The 18,578-nt window shown below is 58.7% G+C and carries 12 protein-coding genes; 1 reads left to right on the top strand and 11 read right to left on the bottom strand.

The genetic code is table 11. The features are described from left to right. Positions 1 to 4: 4 nt before the first annotated feature. The gene (locus tag ACVOMB_RS11335) at positions 5 to 1,303 is read right to left on the bottom strand and encodes an ATP-binding protein (protein WP_481531268.1); all 1,299 of its coding nucleotides are present in this window, start codon (positions 1,301 to 1,303) and stop codon (positions 5 to 7) included. Then, entirely contained in the window at positions 1,300 to 3,876 is a 2,577-nt protein-coding gene (locus ACVOMB_RS11330; RefSeq protein ID WP_481531267.1) for a tellurite resistance TerB family protein, read from the bottom strand. Before ACVOMB_RS11330 ends, ACVOMB_RS11335 begins: the two co-directional genes overlap by 4 nt. Before the next feature lie 821 nt (positions 3,877 to 4,697). Here ACVOMB_RS11330 and ACVOMB_RS11325 point away from each other — a divergent pair. Beyond that, a complete protein-coding gene (locus ACVOMB_RS11325; RefSeq protein ID WP_481531266.1) occupies positions 4,698 to 6,026 on the top strand; it encodes a hypothetical protein in 1,329 nt (442 codons plus the stop codon). A 299-nt stretch (positions 6,027 to 6,325) separates the two neighbouring features. On the opposite strand, the gene ACVOMB_RS11320 is transcribed toward ACVOMB_RS11325, so the two are convergent. The 9 genes from ACVOMB_RS11320 to ACVOMB_RS11280 all read right to left on the bottom strand — a co-directional run bounded on the left by ACVOMB_RS11320 (position 6,326) and on the right by ACVOMB_RS11280 (position 18,565). Beyond that, positions 6,326 to 8,293: a DUF3732 domain-containing protein gene (locus tag ACVOMB_RS11320; protein WP_481531265.1), complete on the bottom strand. Its 1,968-nt coding sequence runs from the start codon at positions 8,291 to 8,293 to the stop codon at positions 6,326 to 6,328. Then, the gene (locus ACVOMB_RS11315) at positions 8,290 to 8,820 is read right to left on the bottom strand and encodes a three component ABC system middle component (protein WP_481531264.1); all 531 of its coding nucleotides are present in this window, start codon (positions 8,818 to 8,820) and stop codon (positions 8,290 to 8,292) included. Before ACVOMB_RS11315 ends, ACVOMB_RS11320 begins: the two co-directional genes overlap by 4 nt. Beyond that, complete coding sequence (locus tag ACVOMB_RS11310) at positions 8,817 to 10,031, bottom strand: ABC-three component system protein (RefSeq protein ID WP_481531263.1); 1,215 nt, start codon at positions 10,029 to 10,031, stop codon at positions 8,817 to 8,819. Before ACVOMB_RS11310 ends, ACVOMB_RS11315 begins: the two co-directional genes overlap by 4 nt. Before the next feature lie 202 nt (positions 10,032 to 10,233). Further along, on the bottom strand, positions 10,234 to 11,262 hold the full coding sequence (locus tag ACVOMB_RS11305; RefSeq protein ID WP_481531293.1) for a site-specific integrase: 1,029 nt from the start codon (positions 11,260 to 11,262) through the stop codon (positions 10,234 to 10,236). Between the two features lie 1,298 nt (positions 11,263 to 12,560). Continuing rightward, on the bottom strand, positions 12,561 to 13,280 hold the full coding sequence (locus ACVOMB_RS11300; RefSeq protein ID WP_481531262.1) for a fimbrial biogenesis chaperone: 720 nt from the start codon (positions 13,278 to 13,280) through the stop codon (positions 12,561 to 12,563). After that, on the bottom strand, positions 13,280 to 14,623 hold the full coding sequence (locus ACVOMB_RS11295; protein ID WP_481531261.1) for a fimbrial protein: 1,344 nt from the start codon (positions 14,621 to 14,623) through the stop codon (positions 13,280 to 13,282). Before ACVOMB_RS11295 ends, ACVOMB_RS11300 begins: the two co-directional genes overlap by 1 nt. Further along, on the bottom strand, positions 14,620 to 17,184 hold the full coding sequence (locus tag ACVOMB_RS11290; protein ID WP_481531260.1) for a fimbria/pilus outer membrane usher protein: 2,565 nt from the start codon (positions 17,182 to 17,184) through the stop codon (positions 14,620 to 14,622). The genes ACVOMB_RS11295 and ACVOMB_RS11290 overlap by 4 nt, the downstream gene beginning before the upstream one ends. A 4-nt stretch (positions 17,185 to 17,188) precedes the next feature. After that, positions 17,189 to 17,941: a fimbrial biogenesis chaperone gene (locus ACVOMB_RS11285; protein ID WP_481531259.1), complete on the bottom strand. Its 753-nt coding sequence runs from the start codon at positions 17,939 to 17,941 to the stop codon at positions 17,189 to 17,191. A gap of 75 nt (positions 17,942 to 18,016) precedes the next feature. Continuing rightward, positions 18,017 to 18,565 (bottom strand): fimbrial protein, encoded by a 549-nt coding sequence (locus ACVOMB_RS11280; RefSeq protein WP_481531258.1) that lies wholly within the window; start codon positions 18,563 to 18,565, stop codon positions 18,017 to 18,019. Positions 18,566 to 18,578: the final 13 nt, after the last annotated feature.

Here is an 18,578-nt window from a genome sequence, read left to right as displayed (position 1 = left end):
GCGTTTACAGTTTGAACGAGGTCAGTTCGTCATCTTCGACCACGTCGAGGTCTCCTTCGCCGCCAAGGTCAGGTTTGATCTCGACAGAACCGATCAAGGACTGCCACTCGGTACCTGGATTTTGTTCAAGCACCGCAAGCAGATTGATGAAGGCGGTGATGGTGGTCCGAGGTGTACGGAAGAAGCTGTCGCCGATGCGATTGGCGCAATGTTCCATGAACTGATGAACGGCCTCATCAGGAAGGAAATACTTGGCTTGGTCGCCGCTGGCATAAACATGGCGGATCTTGGTCAGAAGAACGTAGAAGTCCTCGGCCGTGAGGCTGGAGAGGCGGACCACAGGTCCGCTGAAATCGACCAGCCCGTTTGTGGCGAAGGTGTTCTGCGCGAGGCGGCTTTGCAGTGCTTGGTAGCTGTAGACGCCCCGGCGCGTGTCCATCAGGAAATCGGGGGTCCCGCCGAGGACGAAGCCCAATCCAACCGCCGTTCCTTGGAGCGAGTCGTTAAGCATGCGCAGGAGTTGCTCGTAGTTGGAGTTTCGTGCCTGAGCGTTGGCGAGCTTGTAAAGGTTAACCAACTCATCCAGGCATACGAGTAACCCACTGTAGCCGGCCAGACGGATGAATCGCCCCATGAGCTTGAGCTGGTCATAGACGGATGCGTCGTCAACAATTGTGCGGACGCCAAGCGCGGCCTTGGCATCCGTACGGGTTGTGAATTCGCCGCGTAGCCACCGGATGGAATCGGATTTCAGCTGTTCATTGCCTTCTTCAAATCCACGCCAGTAAGCAGCAATGACATCGGCAAAATCGTAGCCGTTGACCAGCTCCGTCAGTTGTTCCAGTTTGGCGCGGATGACTTGTTCGGTGGGGACGCCTTTTGCCTTGGATTCGGATTTTGCGGTGGCGATGAACTTTTCAACCACTGCAGGCAACGCGCCGCCGTCGGGCTTGGTTCGTGTCGCCAGATTCCGCATCAGCTCCGCATACAGCGACCGCGCTTGGCCGCCGGATGCATGGAGCCTGCGATCCGGGTTCAGGTCAGCGCTGGCTACGACGAGCTTTCGCTCCATGGCAATGGCGCGAACCAGGTTGAGGAAGAACGTCTTACCGGAGCCATACTCTCCGATCACTAGGCGGAAGGAAGATCCACCATCGGCGAGCCGGTCGATATCGCCGACCAGCGTCTCTACTTCGCGGGCGCGTCCAACTTGAATCAGGTGCTGTCCTGCGCGGGGGACAACGCCGGCGCGGAGAGACTGGACGACCGCGTCGCGGTCCTTGCTGCGAATTGGGCTACTCATTGCTCGATCTTCTCAATGAACTCGGGATTGATTTCCAACGGGTCATCACCGTCGGAGAAGGGAATGTCATAGGCGTCGAAGGAGGCATCATTGATCTGCTCCAGCGCACCATCCAGCATCAACTCAAGGTCTGCCGCGCCGTCTTCTAGCTCGGTACGAGTCCAGTTTGGCCGAGACAGCATCAGCCGGAGCAATGCGCTGTGTGCCTCGTCCAGGCCCAACAACCCATTGCTGGTGTCAGGCTCTTCATCAACAGGTGCTGAGCAAGCCTGTTCGTGGCTGGTGTCGGGCTCTTCCTCTGTGAAGATATTCGCGAGCAGGGCGGAGACCTTGGCTGTGTCGCGCTGTAGCGCTGCGATGCGCTCAGGATCCAACTGGAACGGGGCGGATTGAGTGGACTGGGGTTGGGTTTTGCCCAATCTCGGCGCATGGATGTCGCTGAAGACTCGCTTGGGCTCGACGCCCAAGGCTTTGTAGACCTTCTCCAGAAAGCGCACCTCCTCCGGCGACACCATTCCGTCCACCTGGGCGAGTGTGGCCATGGACGCCGCGATCGCCTCCTTGGTTGTACTGTCCAGCGGATCAAGCTTCTTGCGCAGTGATGGCAGGGTAATCGGCGACGCAGCAAGCAAGTCCAGATGGGCGCGCAGGCGCCTATGGTCCGCCGGACTGAGGTGCGACCAGCCGTCGATCTCTAGAGACAGGTGCTCCAGCTCCTGTGCGCTGAAGGAGCCGTCCGACTGAGCGACTGCCGAGGCGAGCTGCAGGGTAAGGATGGCTGTTTGATACGCCGCTGCGTCCGTTTTGTGCGACTGACCTGGCAGGAGTGCAAAGATCGCGATCGGATCGGCTTCCGACGGTGCTCGGGCTCCCTCCAAGACATTTGGCTCCATCCCGACATACACGCTTTCCAAAGCGCGTGCGAGATCGCGAACCTTCTCCTTGCCAAGGGGGGCGGGGCTGGGTCCGAACCGAGCGGTGAGCTCGGTCAGCTGAGTGGTCACATTGCCTGCTTGGACGTCCTCTGCAATTGAACGGAGGATGCTCCTTTGGCTTTGGGGCCAAATGCTGGACGGCAGCAGAAGCAGCGCTTCCAGCCCATCACTCAAATCGGGGGATTTGCCGACCAAACGGCTATAGGCAGCGAGCTCGTCGGTACATTGCTGAACAACCTCGAGCAGACCCTTCAGTGGTGCCCGAAGGGCCGTGACGTCAGGAACGTCTCCGAAGGTCTTAGCCTTTGGGGTTGCGCCATAGAAGGCGGGAGACGCTGGTTGTCGCACGAACTTTAGCTTGGTGCGGTTCTTGGGGAGCACCAGGCCGCTGCCAAACAGCTCACGATAGCGCTCTATAAATAAGCGATCGAACTCGTCGGCGCACCGTACCGCGGCGGTTCTTAACGAAACCTCCGGGTTTAGTCGAATCCAGGCCAACGCCAACGGGGCAGGGATGGGCGCGCGGTCAAGCGAGCATTGGCCCAGAGCTAGGCGAACGTAGAAGGGCAGTTCATAGGAGCGATCAAATGGAGGAACTGGCTTGGAGTAGAGCTTTTCTTCGACCGAATCCAGCTCCATCCAGTCCAACAAACTGTTGGTAAATCCGCGGATCGGGCCATAGACCTCGCCATAAACAGATACCAAGTTCCGAAGGGCTTGTTTGATGGCAGGCCAATCCTTTCTCGACTCTGGGTCGGTGTCCGAGTCAAGCAGGATTCGGCGCTCCAGCCCGAAGAGGTAAAGGCGCACGTAGTTGATGGAGCAGCTGGGGTCCGACCGGTCTGATGCCAGCCAGTTCAGGTAGGCACGCCGCTCGCTGGGTGACAGCTGAGCGTAAGCGAGCCAGTAGCTGGTGGGCTCCTTGTAGTCGCCGTAAGGAGCGACAGCCAATACGCCGTTTACAAGGCTGGGCTCGGTGTCACCACTTGGTGAATCAAGCTTTACGCCGGTATAGAAGAGGCCGCCTCGAATGGCTACCCCGCCAATCTCGATCATCTCATCGGCACCAAGCCATCGGGTCTCCGCCCAGCCTTCCGGCGGGCGAGGGACGGTGAACTCCGTGGAGGGAACGTCAGCAGCGATCACGACACGATGCAGTTCTTCCATTCCTGTAGCGGATCCCGATGTTGTCAACAATTGACGGCGCATAGCTGTGCTGACGGGAGGGGACGCCTGGCGCTCTTGGGGCAGGCTGTGATCGTTGTGAGCGCTGGTCCTCAACTTCGCCTCAACTCGGATGGGGTCAGCGGAAGAAACTCCGAGCTTGGTGATATGGGCCTTCACTTCGCTCAGGTTTCCTGGCCGGCTTGGGCCACGTGACTGCGCCGCAAAGACTGTCAAAGCTGCCAACAACCTTCGAACCCCGTCCGCTTTTGTCGGAACCTGTAACTGCACCTGTTCCGTAGAGGTATCGGTAGCCTGCGCTGCAGCAGAGCGCTCGACTACAGCCTTCATTGCTTCCGCCAGATTTCCAGCCTTCGTGAGGATGGCGGAAGGAGAGGATTCTTCCTGCGACAGGATGTTTGGCCCCTGCTGCGAGGCCAAAACATCCGGACCCAAGACCGGAGCCTCGATCATGGAAACGTAGGCTTCGGTATGAGCGCTCGGGGCCGTATCCGCCCATGGCGGCGAGAGAGCCAATCCGATTGAGCCTTGGGCGCTTGCTGCCACCTCTGGTGAAGCTAGTCCAAGGCTTCGCACCGGTGTTTCATCCAGGCCTGTAGAGTGGATGGCGGTTGGGTCAGAGGCCTTCCATAGCTCGGCAAGATCAAGAGATGTCTCGCTGCGGATGGACGTCCGTTGTCTGATCGGCTCCTTGGGCTCTGCTTTGGGCGCCGAAGATTGGATGAGCTCTGCCAGTGTGGGTTCTGACAACGGTGCGGCAGCTAGGGTTTCTTTCTTATCAGCTCGCCATCTGAGCCAGACCCACAGGACAAATCCTATGAGCGCAGCGAGACTGAGAACGATCCAAATCTCTCTTGGGATAAGCCAAATAATAGCCAAAATACCTACGATCCAACCGGCGGCTGATTGATTTTTTTTCGCCACATGGCCCCCTGCCTACGGCGCTTCCTTGAAGCCCATAGTATCGCCAGAACCAGTTGGAGATTGTGGCGGGCAGGGGATTAGGGAGATTTATCCGGGGGTGGGTCAGTTAGAGGCTATCCGTTGTCAGGATTTGGGAGTTTTATCGGGAGTAGGGCTAAGGGGTGTCGCCTCCGAAACCTTGTTCCGATCTACGGCAGAGAAATCAGCATGTTTGACCTCGGCCAGCTCCTTGACACTCATTTTCTGTGTTGGTTTGTTTGACGAAACGTCGGTAGCTATCTGACTTGGTTGCCATATTGTTCTTGAGGCAGGGTATGGCCCTACAATGCGCTGATAAGGAGGGGTTATCTATGGATGAGCAGGTCGAAGCAGCGTGTATTTCTCTGGATGAATTTACGTCGGCAGTGGGGCGGTCGTTTAGTGGAGTGACTAATCCCCTTCAGCTGCAGATCGGTTGGATGGCACCTGCGCTTACACCTCAGGAAATTGCCGCTGTCCCAGCACGCTTGGCCCAACGGATTAGGGATGCCGATCTCTCCTTTGATGCCAGTGACCCCGATGAGCGCGATCGGACGAATTTGATTGGCAACATTCCGTCTCAGCTAGCCACGCTAGCTGGGAATTTGGGCAATCTTTCGAGCGGTAACATAGGTCAGGCAGGTTGGGCGTACTTTGAGACGTTCAACCAGTGGGAGCGCACCCTGTTCCCAAATGGCGTTTGGGCCGAGCCGGATCCAGAGACGCTGCCAGGTCAACTAAGGCGTAAGCTCAAGCTCACCAAGACGGCACTAGACGCCATTGTTGTCGACCGAGAGACGCTCGAAGGCCAGTTGGCTGAGATCAAACAGGGCGCGCAGATGATCGGAGACCTTCCGGTCGATGCTGAAATGATTGCAAATGCACGCAAGGATGTTGCCGCAGCGCATCAGTCCGCGGTGGAGGCGGCCTCGAAGTCGAAGGTTGCAGCGGATGATGCTGCGTCCTCCTTCGCTCGTATGGAGTCGCTGGAGCTTGACGCCAAGAAAGTGCTGGACGGAATTGAGGCCGTGTATCGCGCCACGACAAGTCACGCCCTCGCTGAAGCCTTCAACAGCCGGGCTAACGCCCTCCGGATATCGGTCAGATGGTGGGTCGTCCTTTTGATCGGTGCACTCTGCGCTGGTGCCTATCTGGGCTATCTGAGAGTCCAAGCAATCTCAGAACTGACAAGGGACCCCACAACCCAGCAGTTCATGTCATTGATCTGGGTCCAGGTTGCCCTAGGGACGCTTTCCTTGGCTGCGCCGCTGTGGGTGGCGTGGTTAGCGACCCGTCAAATAGCGCAGCGATTCCGTCTGGCTGAGGACTATTCATTTAAGGCTTCACTGGCGACGGCCTACGAGGGCTACAGGCGTGAGGCCTCACGTATCGATCCCGACTTTGAAAAAGACCTATTTGGGTCTGCGCTGCGACACCTTGATCAAGAACCGTTACGTTTCATGGCGGAGACTGATCACGGAAGTCCCTATGCCGAGTTCTTTGCGTCGCCAATGTTCCGTGATGCCTTAAAAAAGGTTCCGAACCTGTCTGAAGAGCTTCGGAGCATGGTCCTCAAGGCCGTCGATCGAACTGAACATTCAGGTCGATTCAAGCCGAAAAATCCACCGCCTGAGCACCGCACAGCTAACGACGATCCGTGATACGAAAAGTTGAAGCGGGTGAAGTCTATTTTTACTAGCGTGAGAGCGGCATCGCCAAAGCTTGGGGAGCGACTTGGTACCTCAACGGCACTAGGTCGCTCCGTGCAGCGGGAAGCGGTCTACATGAAGGGCTGTCGGCCACGTCGCAATTATCTTGATTCTCCCGAGCGGTTCGACTTAAATCAGGTATTGAGCTCGTTCGCTACTGGCTGAAAACGGCCAGTAGCGGGCAGATGATTAGTTTGATCATTGCACTGGGCGACCTGGCGAGGCCGGCTGGTGAGGGATGCCGCGACAGTTTACTGGGCGGAATGATCGGGTGCGCTGGTCGCCGATTCATCAGCCCAGTCCAGTGGCACCAATGCCTTCCCATTTCGCCAACGTTCCACGATAAGGTCCTGATACCAAGGCTCTTGAATATCAGCATGCTCAGTGATGATGACCTGCATGCGTGGAGCCAAGTCCTGGACTACGTTAACGATCAGCCGGAAGATGCGAATCACGGCTAGGCGATCTTCATCTTCTTCACCCACTTGGTTCACATCACGATCTTGCTCCGCCGGGAAGTAGACCTGCGACGGTTGGTCTAGGATCAGGAATCGAGGCACAGGCCGTTCTCTGCGCGCGAAGAAGTCATGTAGCGCAAGGAAGGCGATGAGGTGGCAGCCGAGCCAAGTCTCACCGCTGCCCATTCGACTCATGGGTACGGCACCGTCTTCCGTGTCGGCGACGACGATGAGCTTTTTCGGCTCGAGTCGGAAGGGGATGCCGGCGTGCTCCAGTTCCAAGAAGGTCGCCCAGCGGGTCATCAGCGTTGCCACCCGGCTCATTGCCGAAGCGATGCGCTCGCGAATGCTTTCGTCGCTGAGCTGCAACTCCAGTTCACTAATCTGCTTGGAGAGGGCCTCGATGGCCTGGCGGAGCTGTTCGTTGTCCTTGGCGGTCGGGAGCGATTCCAGGGTGAGGCTGATTCTGCCCAATACGTGGGCGCGGCGAGATGTGACCTCCCGCATCGACTGAAGTCGGGAGTCGGAGGCGCGCACAGCTTCAAGCGCAGCCCAGTTGCTCCTCAACGATTCCTTGATGCCATCGAGTTCTTTGGTCTTCTCCGCAATCAACGTGTCCAAGCCTGGGGTGTGGCGACGGACGTTTTGGAGCTGTGTCTTCACTGACACGAGTTCTGCTCGCAGGTCCTTGGCGGACGGAACAGCCTCCGTCAGGGCATGACTGCAAAGGGGACAGGTGTGCTCGTCTTCATCGATGAGTCCGATGCTCTCCAATCGAGAGACTTGCTCCGCAGACTCTCTGGCAAAATTGCTGCCGTCTGCGCGCAAGCCCGACATTGAATGCAATTCGTCGTTGACTAGGTGGAGGCGCGCACGAAGCTCAGATCTCGTAGTGGTCAGCTGACTCAGGGCCAACTGATCAACCTCGGTCTCCGCGTGAGCGAGCTGGTCTTCAAACGGCGCGGTCGAGGCGATACACAGGGATTCCACCATATCTTGGTAGCTCGCTCCTGAGAAATCAGCGCCAATAAGTCCGGCCGACTTGGCTTCTGCCACCAGACCGTCGATGCGAGCCTCACTGGTCAGCGACAGCGATCGGGTGAGTTCAGACTCCTTCGATCGTAGCTCACGCCGCAGAGAGCGAAGTTTGGCCGATAGCTCCACGTGGTCGTGGTCCATCGCGCCAATGAAATAGGAGAACGTGTCCTTGATCCCTTGAGCGACGAAGTGATCGCCTTGTCCGTGGAACAGAAATCCAGGTTGGGAAATCTCTGTTTGTTTCTGGAAAACGTAGGCCAAAGCGTGGCGAATGCCGGCCGATAGCGGTGCCCTGGTGTGGCCTTCCGGTGGTACGTTCTGATGGGATCCGATGCCCGTTGCTAGCTCGATACGTGCCATGACAGCGTCAATGTTGGTCGTAACGGACAGTTGTTCATAGCTTGGAATTGCAATGGCGCTGCCGGTTATGTAGTGAGCGTCGCCCGTGGTCATTTTCCCCTTGTCCGGCGCGCGGCGTGCCACGAAATGTTCTTCCGTGCCATCGGTCAGCCGAAGACCATACCAGTGGATGGTTTTGGCCATGATTCCGTGGGGTATTTCGCAGGTTCCGCTGCCCAAGCAATAGTCGACGATGGCGATCAGCGATGACTTTCCAGTGCCGGACTCGCCGGTGATGATATTCACTTGGCCCGGCTTCAGCGAAATGGTCCGAGGCGGCTGGCCCGCATGGTAGATAACGATGTCGAGGATCTGGATGCTCATGGACGCACGCCCCATAGGGCCATAACGGTGGTGTAATCGCCAGCGGCTGCAAACCAGCGGCCCGCGAAGTGGGCTTTCTTAATACAGTCAGCGACCTCCGGTGTGGCGAGGTCGCGACCATACTTATTGATCTTGCGCACGTTCAACTCGGGAATAAGCCGGTACCCATCCAGAGAAACAAGTCCGCTCGATGCTGCGACCGCGACTGCCTGCCGGACAAGCGGAGCGATGGCCTTAGCCCGATCGGAAAATCCAACCAAGGCAGATGGATGGACGCTCAGCCACGCTGCCAAGCTCGTGCTGATGGCTCGGGGAAGAGTCTCGCGCGTCACTTTTTGTAAAACGGCTGGCAAGGCAACAAATGCCAATGCGTAAGGGAGGCCACTGCCATTGCTCTCCTCTTCGTAGCCTTTAGCGGCGCTGTAAATCAATGCTCCCAAGAACGCAGGGTTGAGCAGGCGGACCTGTTCTGGCGGTTGCTGGCGCCATAGCGGCTCCATGAGCCCAGGTTCGCGGTGGATAGTCATGCTGCGACCCCAGGGATTGAAAGCAGATGTCGGAGTCTGGCTTCAAATTCTGGGTGCCAACCGATGCGCAACTCATTGGCCATCATGTGCAAGGACCCACGACAAATACTGGGATGGTCGACGTTCTTGCGGATAGGGAGGCACGCAGATTCCACCCACTTGAAAACGGCGCGTGCCATTCTTTGTTGCGCTTCCTCTGCTGCTTCATGGCCAAGCTCGTCTAGTGCTTGGGCAAACGCGATTTCCCACTCTTCGTGGAGCGTGCGCTCATATTTTTTCAAGTCACCCACCAGAACCAAGCTCTCACGAACCCAGCGAGAACGCTGTTCAAAGGCACGGTAGTAGTCTCTGACTGCTGCAAGAACGCGCGAGTGGTGAACCCCTGCCAATTTTGCTTGGTGCACGAACAGCTCGCTTTCATAGGTGGAAATCTCTACCTCGTGCTCAAATATGTCGTCGTCGACGGGGAGGGCGCTGACAAGCTGGTGGCGAACATCGTCCATCTGAGCCTGAAGGGCGGAGCAGCGTAATGGCTCTTTGGATTTCCCAATCAGGTGCTTCAAGCACTGAGTGAACCACCATCCCTCTAAACGGCTGACGAAAGACTCCACGTGATCCCTTCGAACGGTGAAGCGAACCTCGTGTCGAATGTCATCGCCCACCTGTTCAATGTTGGGTTGATTGGGCGCAATGACGATGGAGGCGACAAGGGCTTTTTGTTCGTCCGAGCTCAATGCTTGGAAAGCGGTATAGGCGGCTGCGTTGCCGGTGTTTGCTGATGTCTGTGCAACGTCTCGCATGGCAGTCAGCGCAGCGTCCTCATCGCGATTCATTGCCAAGAGCCTGCTAGCGATGGAGCCTTTTCCCACCATTTGTGTGGTGATAAGTATCAAGCGATCAATTGACGTGACAGCCCCAGATTTCCGACCTTCGATCCATACGCGCAACGACTTCCAGATATCTGGGGAGGCATCGGTGAGGTTAGCTTGCGCTTTGGAGTGATGTTTGAGCTGAAAAAGCTCCAGAGCGGTTCCGGTCTTTTCAAAGACGACGTCGTCTAATGTCTCCAAAAAAATCGAGAAATCGTCGTCGTCTGCGGGATTGATGCGACGCAAGGCGGTCAGAAGCGCCATGCGGATCTGGTAAAGGTATCCCAGCGCTGAATCGCCAGCGCCAAACGCGGTGCTCGTCCCTGCAGTCGATCCCGTCATCGGAATCCCCAATCCCTTGCATGTTGATCGCATCTTGCCAGTCGTTACGACTGGTGCCTCCCGGCGATGCATCGTATCGTCGCATCAATAACGCTCAGGGTCCACTCTCGACGCGCTCTAAGAGATTCACATGCATTGGATTTGCCATACCGATCATCCCCCCCCTTTCTCCCCGCCGCACAATCTTGCAGCCCTTCTAACCTTATTTAAGCAATCCTGCGGCTGGATTATCTTCTGCAGCCCCCGATTGAAAATAGCCAATTACGCTCGCCACTGATCGGTGCTCAGTCATGGCCATCACCGCGGGCAGGGGAACACCCTGCTTGCCAGCTTCAGTCACGAACCCCGACCGCAGACTGTGGGCTCCAAAGTCCCCTTCTAGCCCCGCTAAGCCAGCCCGTCGCTTGACGATCGCGGCTACGGAGCCCGGGAGCAGGGCAGGCCCCACCCGGTCCTTCCAGATACGCCGAAAGATAGCACCGTCATTGATCCCAGCGGCCTCGAGCCAGGCGGCCAGAGCCTCAGCGCTGCGACCGAGAATTGGCTTGTCCGGCGTTGAGTCCACTGTTACCCCGGCCTGCTGGCTTTTCGAAAACACTAGCCGATAGATGTAGCCGTCTTCGCCGACCTTGCGCAGGTCGCGCATGTCCGCAGCGGCGATCTCGCTACGGCGGCGTCCACCACTGGCAAAGCCAAAGCAGAGTAGGGCACGGTCACGCAGGCCTTCCAAAGTGCCATCACAAGTCGCCAGCATGGCCTCGAGCTCGGGGCGCGTGATGGCGGTCTTCTTGGTCGGCCGCTCACCGCGTTTGACTGAGGCTCGGCGGGCACGACTCAACAGCGTCCTAACACTGGGCAGTTCGCACGGATTAGTCAGTCGCTTGAGTTTGTGGGCCGTGGACAGCACGGCCACGCGCTGGACCACAGTCGACAGCTTCAACGGCCCGACCTTGGCCTTGAGGCCGGCGGCCACCAACGCCTGGTCAATCGCCGGCGGCAGTTCGCTGACCAACCCGGTATTGTTCTTGCGCTGGATGTGGTCGACCAGAAACTGGATCACCACGGCCTCGCTGGCCGGCAGGGATAGCTCGACGCAAAAACGTGCCTGGTGCCAGCCGGCCCAGTAGCGCAGGGCGGTGGCGTAGCTGCGGGTAGTGTTGGCAGCAGCCGCCTCGGCCAGCAGTTCGCGCACCGCGTCGGTGGCTTGCTGGGCCAGCTGTTCAGGCAGCACCAAGCTGGTAGTCGTCGCGGCGAGTATGGAACTGGATGTCGCTAGGCAGGCTCTCGATGCCCGGTTGCACGAGGAGCAGGAACTGACCATATCTGAACGCGAGAGCCTGATGGAACACGCCAGATCTGTCGAAGATCGTGCAGCACGGGAGATCGACCAGGCCGCCAACTGGCCAAGGAACTAAAGACCAGGCTGGCATCTGCAGGAAAGCTCCATGCTGCAAGCGAGCAGTCCCTAACCGTAGCTTTGAAGGCTGCACAAAGCGAAGCAGCTGCGACCTCTAAAGAAGCAGGCCGCCAACTTGCAAGAGCTGATGTTCTGGAGGAACAGTTTGCCAAGATGCCCGCTGTGATCGAAGCGGCGTTCCGCGTTAAGCAAAGGCCAGCCACATCAAGAAAGAAGACACCAATTATTTCAAATTATTCGGTTTCGTATAATTTTCCGCAACCGAATACTTACAGCTAATTTTGCTTGCATGACGTCTTCTCACGGCCCCGTTGGCACGTCTGAGCATGCTGAACTCGCTGGTCAGTGGTCTTTGGAAAAGGAGTAAGCTGCAGCAGCAGAGTCGTTTGGGTTTAGCCGGAGTTGAGCCTATCTACGGCCAGAATAGCCTACGCAATTGACCTAGGACTGACGTAAGCCCGAGAGGCACCGATCTCGGAAAAAGTACACGCTTAGTTGGCGGAAAAGTACATGTTTAGTTGGTTCGTCAAGTGACCCAGATCCAGATCCATCGGAGGCGGCCCATCAGCCATTTCGCATAATGTATATTATGTAAGTATCAGGTTGGGCATGGGGGCTTTCCGCGAGATCTGTAGCAGTCACCCCGAGCCCAGCCCCAGATTTATCCAGTTCCAGCTTCGGTCTTAAGTGCCGTTCTTCTCGCGGGCTTGGCTCTGTAGCTTCAATGGCTTGGCGCTGTCTTTCTATCTGCTATGCAGGTTGGCTGACGGCTTCGGCGCAGATGCTTCCAAGCCTGTCCTGCCGATCGGCTTCACGGCTTGTTCTCGTACCGGCATCCGCCTGATCAGCTTCGTCCGCGCCTGGCTTGATCTCGTCGGTCAACGAAGCCAGGACTCGCATGGTTCGGTTTCCGGTGGCTGCAATCGTTCTGCGTCAGCTACCGCATCACAGAGTGGCGCGCACAGCGCCACTACAGCTGGTTCTTGCAGGTGCGTGCAGTTGTTCAAGCACTGCGCGTGCCAGTCCACGACATGCTTTGCTGGTTGTCACTTATTTTAGTGTTTAGTCACTTAAATGGTTCGTACCTGCGTTCAACAAGTAATCGCAGGCGCTTACTTTTCTGACAACATTGCGCGGCCAGCCTGGTTGTTACCCTCGTCATCGATCCAGGTGAACTGAAGCGATGGATCCTGATGTACGCAAGCAGGTGCGGAATCGGCGATGCGCGTGTCCGACTGCGGCGCCAGCAAGCCTTCGTTGGCCACCGCAACTGGCTGGCCATTGCAGAGCGCCACCCCTGAAAGGGTTATGTAGTATGGCGTTGTATTGGCCGCAAACAGGTGCCCGCCTTCCAGCCGGAATCTGAGCTTTGCCACGGCTTGCCCTGCCCTTGCTTTCAATGCTGCCGGCCGGTAAATCAGCTTCATTTGTGTCCGCATCGTCACCGTCAGACGCGTTGGATCCGGTTCCTCGCCGTCCATCCGGTTCGGCGGAATCTCGAGAAGGTTCAACCAGTACAGCGACTCCCGGTCTTCGGTCGGTGCCGGGCCTACGTAAAGGAGTCTCAGACTCTGCCGCTGCCCGGCGGCGAGCTGGAACATCGCGGGCAGCGGAATAACCGGCGCCTCGGCCTCGTCGGGCCCGGAGTTGGGGTCGCCACCGTCTACCCAGGTCTGCACCATCACCGGGTAGTCGTTCTGATTGGCGAGTACCAGCGATACCTCGCGCTGACCTTGTGGAAATATCACCCGCGTCCGCTCGGCTGTCACGCCTGCCATCGCGTTTCCGCAAGCCAGCAACAGAACAGTGGTAAGCAGCTGCTGGAGGGACATTATTGGACCCGTATGATGATCTGCGCGGTTGCCTCGACACGGCCAGCAGTCACCTGCGGCCGGGTGCCTTCAGAGAGTTTTTCAATCCGGGCGGTGAATGTCTCATTGTATTGAGTGACGCCACCTGCGCTACCGCCAGACTGTGTAGCGCTACCAACGGCCGGGTACCAGCCGCGCGCCTGGGCGTTCGTACCGCCGGCGGAGTTTTCGTCCTTCAACAAGTTCATCACCACGCCGTCGCGCAGCAAACGGATCCCCACTCCCTTCGCCATGCCGGCCTCGTTGTAGCGGTCCGATACCAGATAGGAAATGCCTCCGTTTGCATTCACCAATCCGAGTGATGCAGCCGCAGCAGCGGCGCCGGACGACACCTTGATGCCCAGCGCAGTGCCATTGCTGGCTGTGCTGTTGGTGAAGCCGCTCTGGCATTTGAAGCTCACCTGGAACGGAACTTCGTGGCTGACGCCGTCATTGATCTCTGCGATCGACAGCCGTGGGAATACAACATGCGGCGTGACATTCAGCACCGCGCAGGTGGGATAGCGCTTCAACGTAACCCCGTTCAACAACCCGATCGCGCCCGGCCAGTTGTAATGCCAACCGTAGTGGTTGCCATAGTGCGTCTTGCCCACATTCGGGTAAGCCAGACCTGGGCCTTTGATCGCGATATAGGCAGCCGGCTGGGTGTAGAGATAACGCTGTGACGGCGAAACAACGTAGTAGTACGTGGATTCCAACGGCGCACTGAACAACTCCGAACGCACAGCGCTGAGGTTCTTTGCCTTCACAAGGCGATAGCCGCGTGAGTCCACATCCAGTCCCTCCAGCAAGCGCTCCGCCCAGACATCGGTGAAGTATTGTCCGGTCTCCATATGGGTCAGGCGAAGCAACACGTTCCGCCACGCGGTTCGATATGCGGACTGCAAGCCCAGCGAATTGCCCAACGAGTCGCCACCGGTGTACCAACCGCTGTACAGGTCATCGCCATTCGTGGAGAACATTTCGTATACCGCATCACCCGGGGCGCAGCGGAAAAACACTCGCTCTGGATCGTAGCCGGCGGAGGAGCCGTACAAAGTGAGCGGTGCCACGGCGCTGGCGATCAGCGTTGGATAGGGCTGGAATGCTGGATCACTGACATTGATCACACTTGGCAGGCCGAGCGAGCCATTGCAGCTGTCGCAGGCACCGCCCCAGACGGCTGCAGCGCCCTCCCCCGGCCGGATCGCGGTCTGGATCGTGGTGGTGGCATTGCCAACGCTTTCCACCTTGTAGCAAGTTGCCCATGCAAGCGGCGAAGCGAACAGGAAGACCAGAGAAAGCCAACGAAGGAAAGTGCTCATTGTGCGCCCACTTGGTAGTTGTACATGTCCTGGCAGATGGCCTCGATGATGACGGGAGCCGCGTTGGAGCCGGGAGCTTGCGCACCCAGATCATAGGCTACCGAGCAGCTGCCATTGGCGGTTTCCGACCATTGCACGGAAAGCAGCCCGGTGCGCTTGGCGGCCCGGGCATAGATCAGCCCTGCCTGGCCCACCATGCCGATCGTGGCGCCCGTTTCATCGGCTACGCTGGCGCCCAGCGGCACCACATTGCCATCGGCGCGGCGGGCACGAACGATCAGCGGCGCGCCGGTCAGGGTTTCAAAAACTACCTGCAGTGCCGCGCCTGCCGACGGCACCACGGTGCGCTCGGTCTCCACCAGCTCCGCATCCGCCGTCATATCCTGCGGATCCAGACCGATGCGATTTACGCGATAGGGCGACAAGGAAGGCATCAGCGCGAATCCATTGCGGTTGACGCGAGCGCCTTGCCCGCCGCGTACGAGCGAGCCTTGCGCACCCTCCGCTTTCACCAAGGCGAAGCTGTCGCCCACATATGGTCCGAATGTCAGGCCTTCACCGTGCAACACCACGGCACCGCGCATGCCGGCGGTGAGCTGCTGCCCGCCGGAGCCGCCCGAGACACCCGCGCTGAAACTGCCCAGCGCAGTCTGTGTTTGCAGGTTGCCGCTCCACTGTGGGCTGCGGGCGCTTCCACCCTGGCCTGCGGATACCGCGTAATTGGTGGTCCGGCGTTCGCCGAGGGTGCCGCTTGCCACCGACTGGTAGCTGGCCCCCCCTGCACCCGTATCCCTCGTGGCCATGGCGCTGAGCACCGGAGCGGACGAGGTCCTGCCCAGTGGCATCGAGACCGTCAGGCCAAGTGAGCGACCGGGCTGGCATTGCGGCGTCGAGCGGAAGTCCCATCGCTCCAGCGTGCAGTTGCGCTGCTGGGACAACGACAGGCTGTAGCTCAGCCTGCGCCAGGTGCTGGCATAACCGAACTGGAACTGCACATCGCGCTGGCTGTCATTGAAATAGTCCGCTGCAGAACCGGTCAGGTACAGCGAACCGTAGTCGCCGAGGCGCTGGTTCATGACCACGCTGAACTGGTTGCGCTGATTGCGCTGGCGTTCTGGTTGCCACGTATCATCTTCGAATGCACCCTGCTCCCACGGCTGCGCGAGCGTATCGGAGAAGTCGCGGAACCCGCTGGACGAATAGCGGTAGCCGGCCAAGGTGAAAGTGGTATCGGTGGCCTGGAAGGTCTTGCTGTAGTTCAGTTCCAGTCGGTAACCGGTTTTGGTTCCTGCACCCTGCTCGTGCAGGCTCGAGAACACCGAGTTTCCGCCGAACGCGCCATAAGGCGTAGCAACAACACCACCAGTCAACACGCCGATGTAGTTCTCGGCAATTCGCGCGCCCGTGTTGATCGTCAGCCGATTGCTGAGCCCGCGCTGATAGGTGAACTCGGCGAAGCCCTGCTTTGACTGGCTGCTGGCTCCCGCCTCGCCAACCGTGGCGCTGTACTTCGAGTAGCCGGGGCGCACGGATTCGGGCACGGCGGAGAATGGCACGCTGAAGCGGCTGACACTGCCATCAGCACCGTGCACTTCCACATCCAGGTCACCGCCATAGGCAGCGCCACTGATGTCATCAATGACGAACGGACCCGGCGGCATCGTTTCCTCGCGCAACTTGCGGCCGTTCTGGCCGATGACCACACGCGACTTGCTGGTAGCGGTGCCACGAATCACCGGCGCATAGCGACGCTGCGAGTCTGGAATCATTCGCTCGTCGGATGCGATCTTGATCCCGCGATAGCTCAAGTTTCCGAATAGATTGCCCTCGGTGTAGCTGCTGCCGATGGCTATCTCACTGGATATCCCGGGCAGCGAGCGCTGCGCATAGGTGCGGATGCTGTTCCAGTCACTGTGTTGCTGACCCGCGCGGCTCGAATAAGTGAGGTTGGACTGGTGGCGAAGACGCCACATGCCGAGGTTCGCGCCGACATTCACCGCGGCCGAGGCGTAATGCGACTCCATGCCATGCGACGAAGAACGGCTTGCATTCAAATCGTAATTGGCGAATGCCATGGTTTTTCCGGCGTCCCATATGTCGCGGCTGACATGGTCACGCGGCTTGCTGACCAGCAAGGCCTGCGGTACGGAAAGGTCAAGACGCAGGCGAGCTACGTCCAAAGTGCTGCTTGCGCCGGGGAGACGGGTTTTCAGTTCCGAGCAGGCGGACTCTTTGCCTTCGGCCGGGCCGACTGCATTCAAGCGTGCGCCCAAGGTGTCCTGCAGAAAGGTCTCATCAAAGCAGGGTTGGATGCCGCCCCCCATTTCCTTGAACTCAAGCTCACGTCGATCGACATAGGTATCATTGAGATAGACATCGACCACATAGCGGCCGGCATCCACTTGGTCACCGCGATTGAATCGCTGCAGATTGCCGGTCGAGAGACTGGAGCCCATCAACAGACGATCGTCGAACTCGTACATGGCATCATTTGCGCGGGCCACATTGCCTTCGGCCAGAAGAGCGCCAGCGAGCGCGAGTGCGAGCGGAGAGATGCGCACGGTTTTAGCGAGACGCCGCTTGGCTGACCGCAATGCGGGCGCCATAGTCATTGATCAGATGTGCATTCACCACAGCCTCCCCTGCTGGCAGCTGGGTGGCTGCGATCGGCCACCATTGCGCGGTGCCCATCGGTGGGACCATCGCCGGAGAGAGCTTCCAGCTTGCGCTGGCCACGGTCAGCGTGGCACCGCCAAACGAGGCGTGATAGCCGGTCGGGTTCTCGACCTGCACGTGCCAGTTATTGCCAGACTGCTGGATGCGGAAGCGCAACCGCTCCGGAACCTGCGCAGGCGTACCGGCAATGCCAGACGGCCGATAGAACATCTTCAGACGATTGCGCATCAGCACCATCACCTTGTTCTGGTCGGCATGAGCGGTATTCATCGGCGGCACTTGCAGCACGTTCAAGTGAAACACCGATTCACGATCGGCCGGCATGTCCGCACCTGCAAACATCACGCGGATCCGTTGGCCAGCACCTGGCGCCATGCGTGAAATCGCGGGCGTCACCACGAAGGGGCCGTCGGCATCGGCCGGCATGGACTGCGGGTTATCGACGTCCACCCAGGCCTGCACGGCATTGGGGAACGCATCCTGATTGGTCAGCTGCACCGTGACCTGCTTTGCTTCGGCCGGATAAATGACGCGGGTTCCTGAAACAACAACACTTGCCTCAGCCACCCCTAGGTTGAACAACGCGAAGATGCCGGCGATTGCAGTGCAGGACATGTAGCGACGGGAATGGTTCTGGTGCATGTGCTTTCCTCAGGTGGAATTGCTGGCAATGCGTTGCCCGGGAAGGCGACCGTTGAGGTCGCCTTCCCAAGCCTGTTACTCGTAGCGAACGGTGTAGGTGACCGATCCCAGGACCGGGCCCGGGGTCACGGCGGTGTCTTCCGAGATATAGCGGACGCCGTAGTCGTGGGTGGCGGTGGTCTCACCGGCACCCAACAGGATCTCGCCAGCACGCACAGCTGCGCCACCAGCAAGGTTCACCGGAGTGCCACCTGGGGCATCAAGCAACTGCAATGCGACGCCCTCGGCGCCAGCGGCAGCGGTGTTGGTCAGGTTGCCGGTGGTGGTCGGATTGGTTGCCTGGAACAAGGTAGTGAAGGTTTCATCGGCGCCCGACGCGGCACAGCCGGTCAAGGTGATGGTGAACACGCCTTCGCCTGCGGACTTGCCCACGGCACCGTTGAGGTCGGAAACCGGAACGCTGTTGAGGATGATGGTCGGATCGGTACCGCCATTGATGACCGCAGAACAGGTTTGGTCGGTGACTTCACCATTGAAGGTGATGACATTGGAGGCGTTTGCCGATGCGCTTGCGGCCATGACAACGGCCAGCGAAATCAGAATGCTGCTTACCTGATGCTTCATTTCCTTTTACTCC

It is taken from the genome of Stenotrophomonas sp. STEN018, from assembly GCF_056760235.1.
Note: the sequence above shows the minus strand (reverse complement) of the source record. Positions and strands in the feature narration are given on the sequence as shown.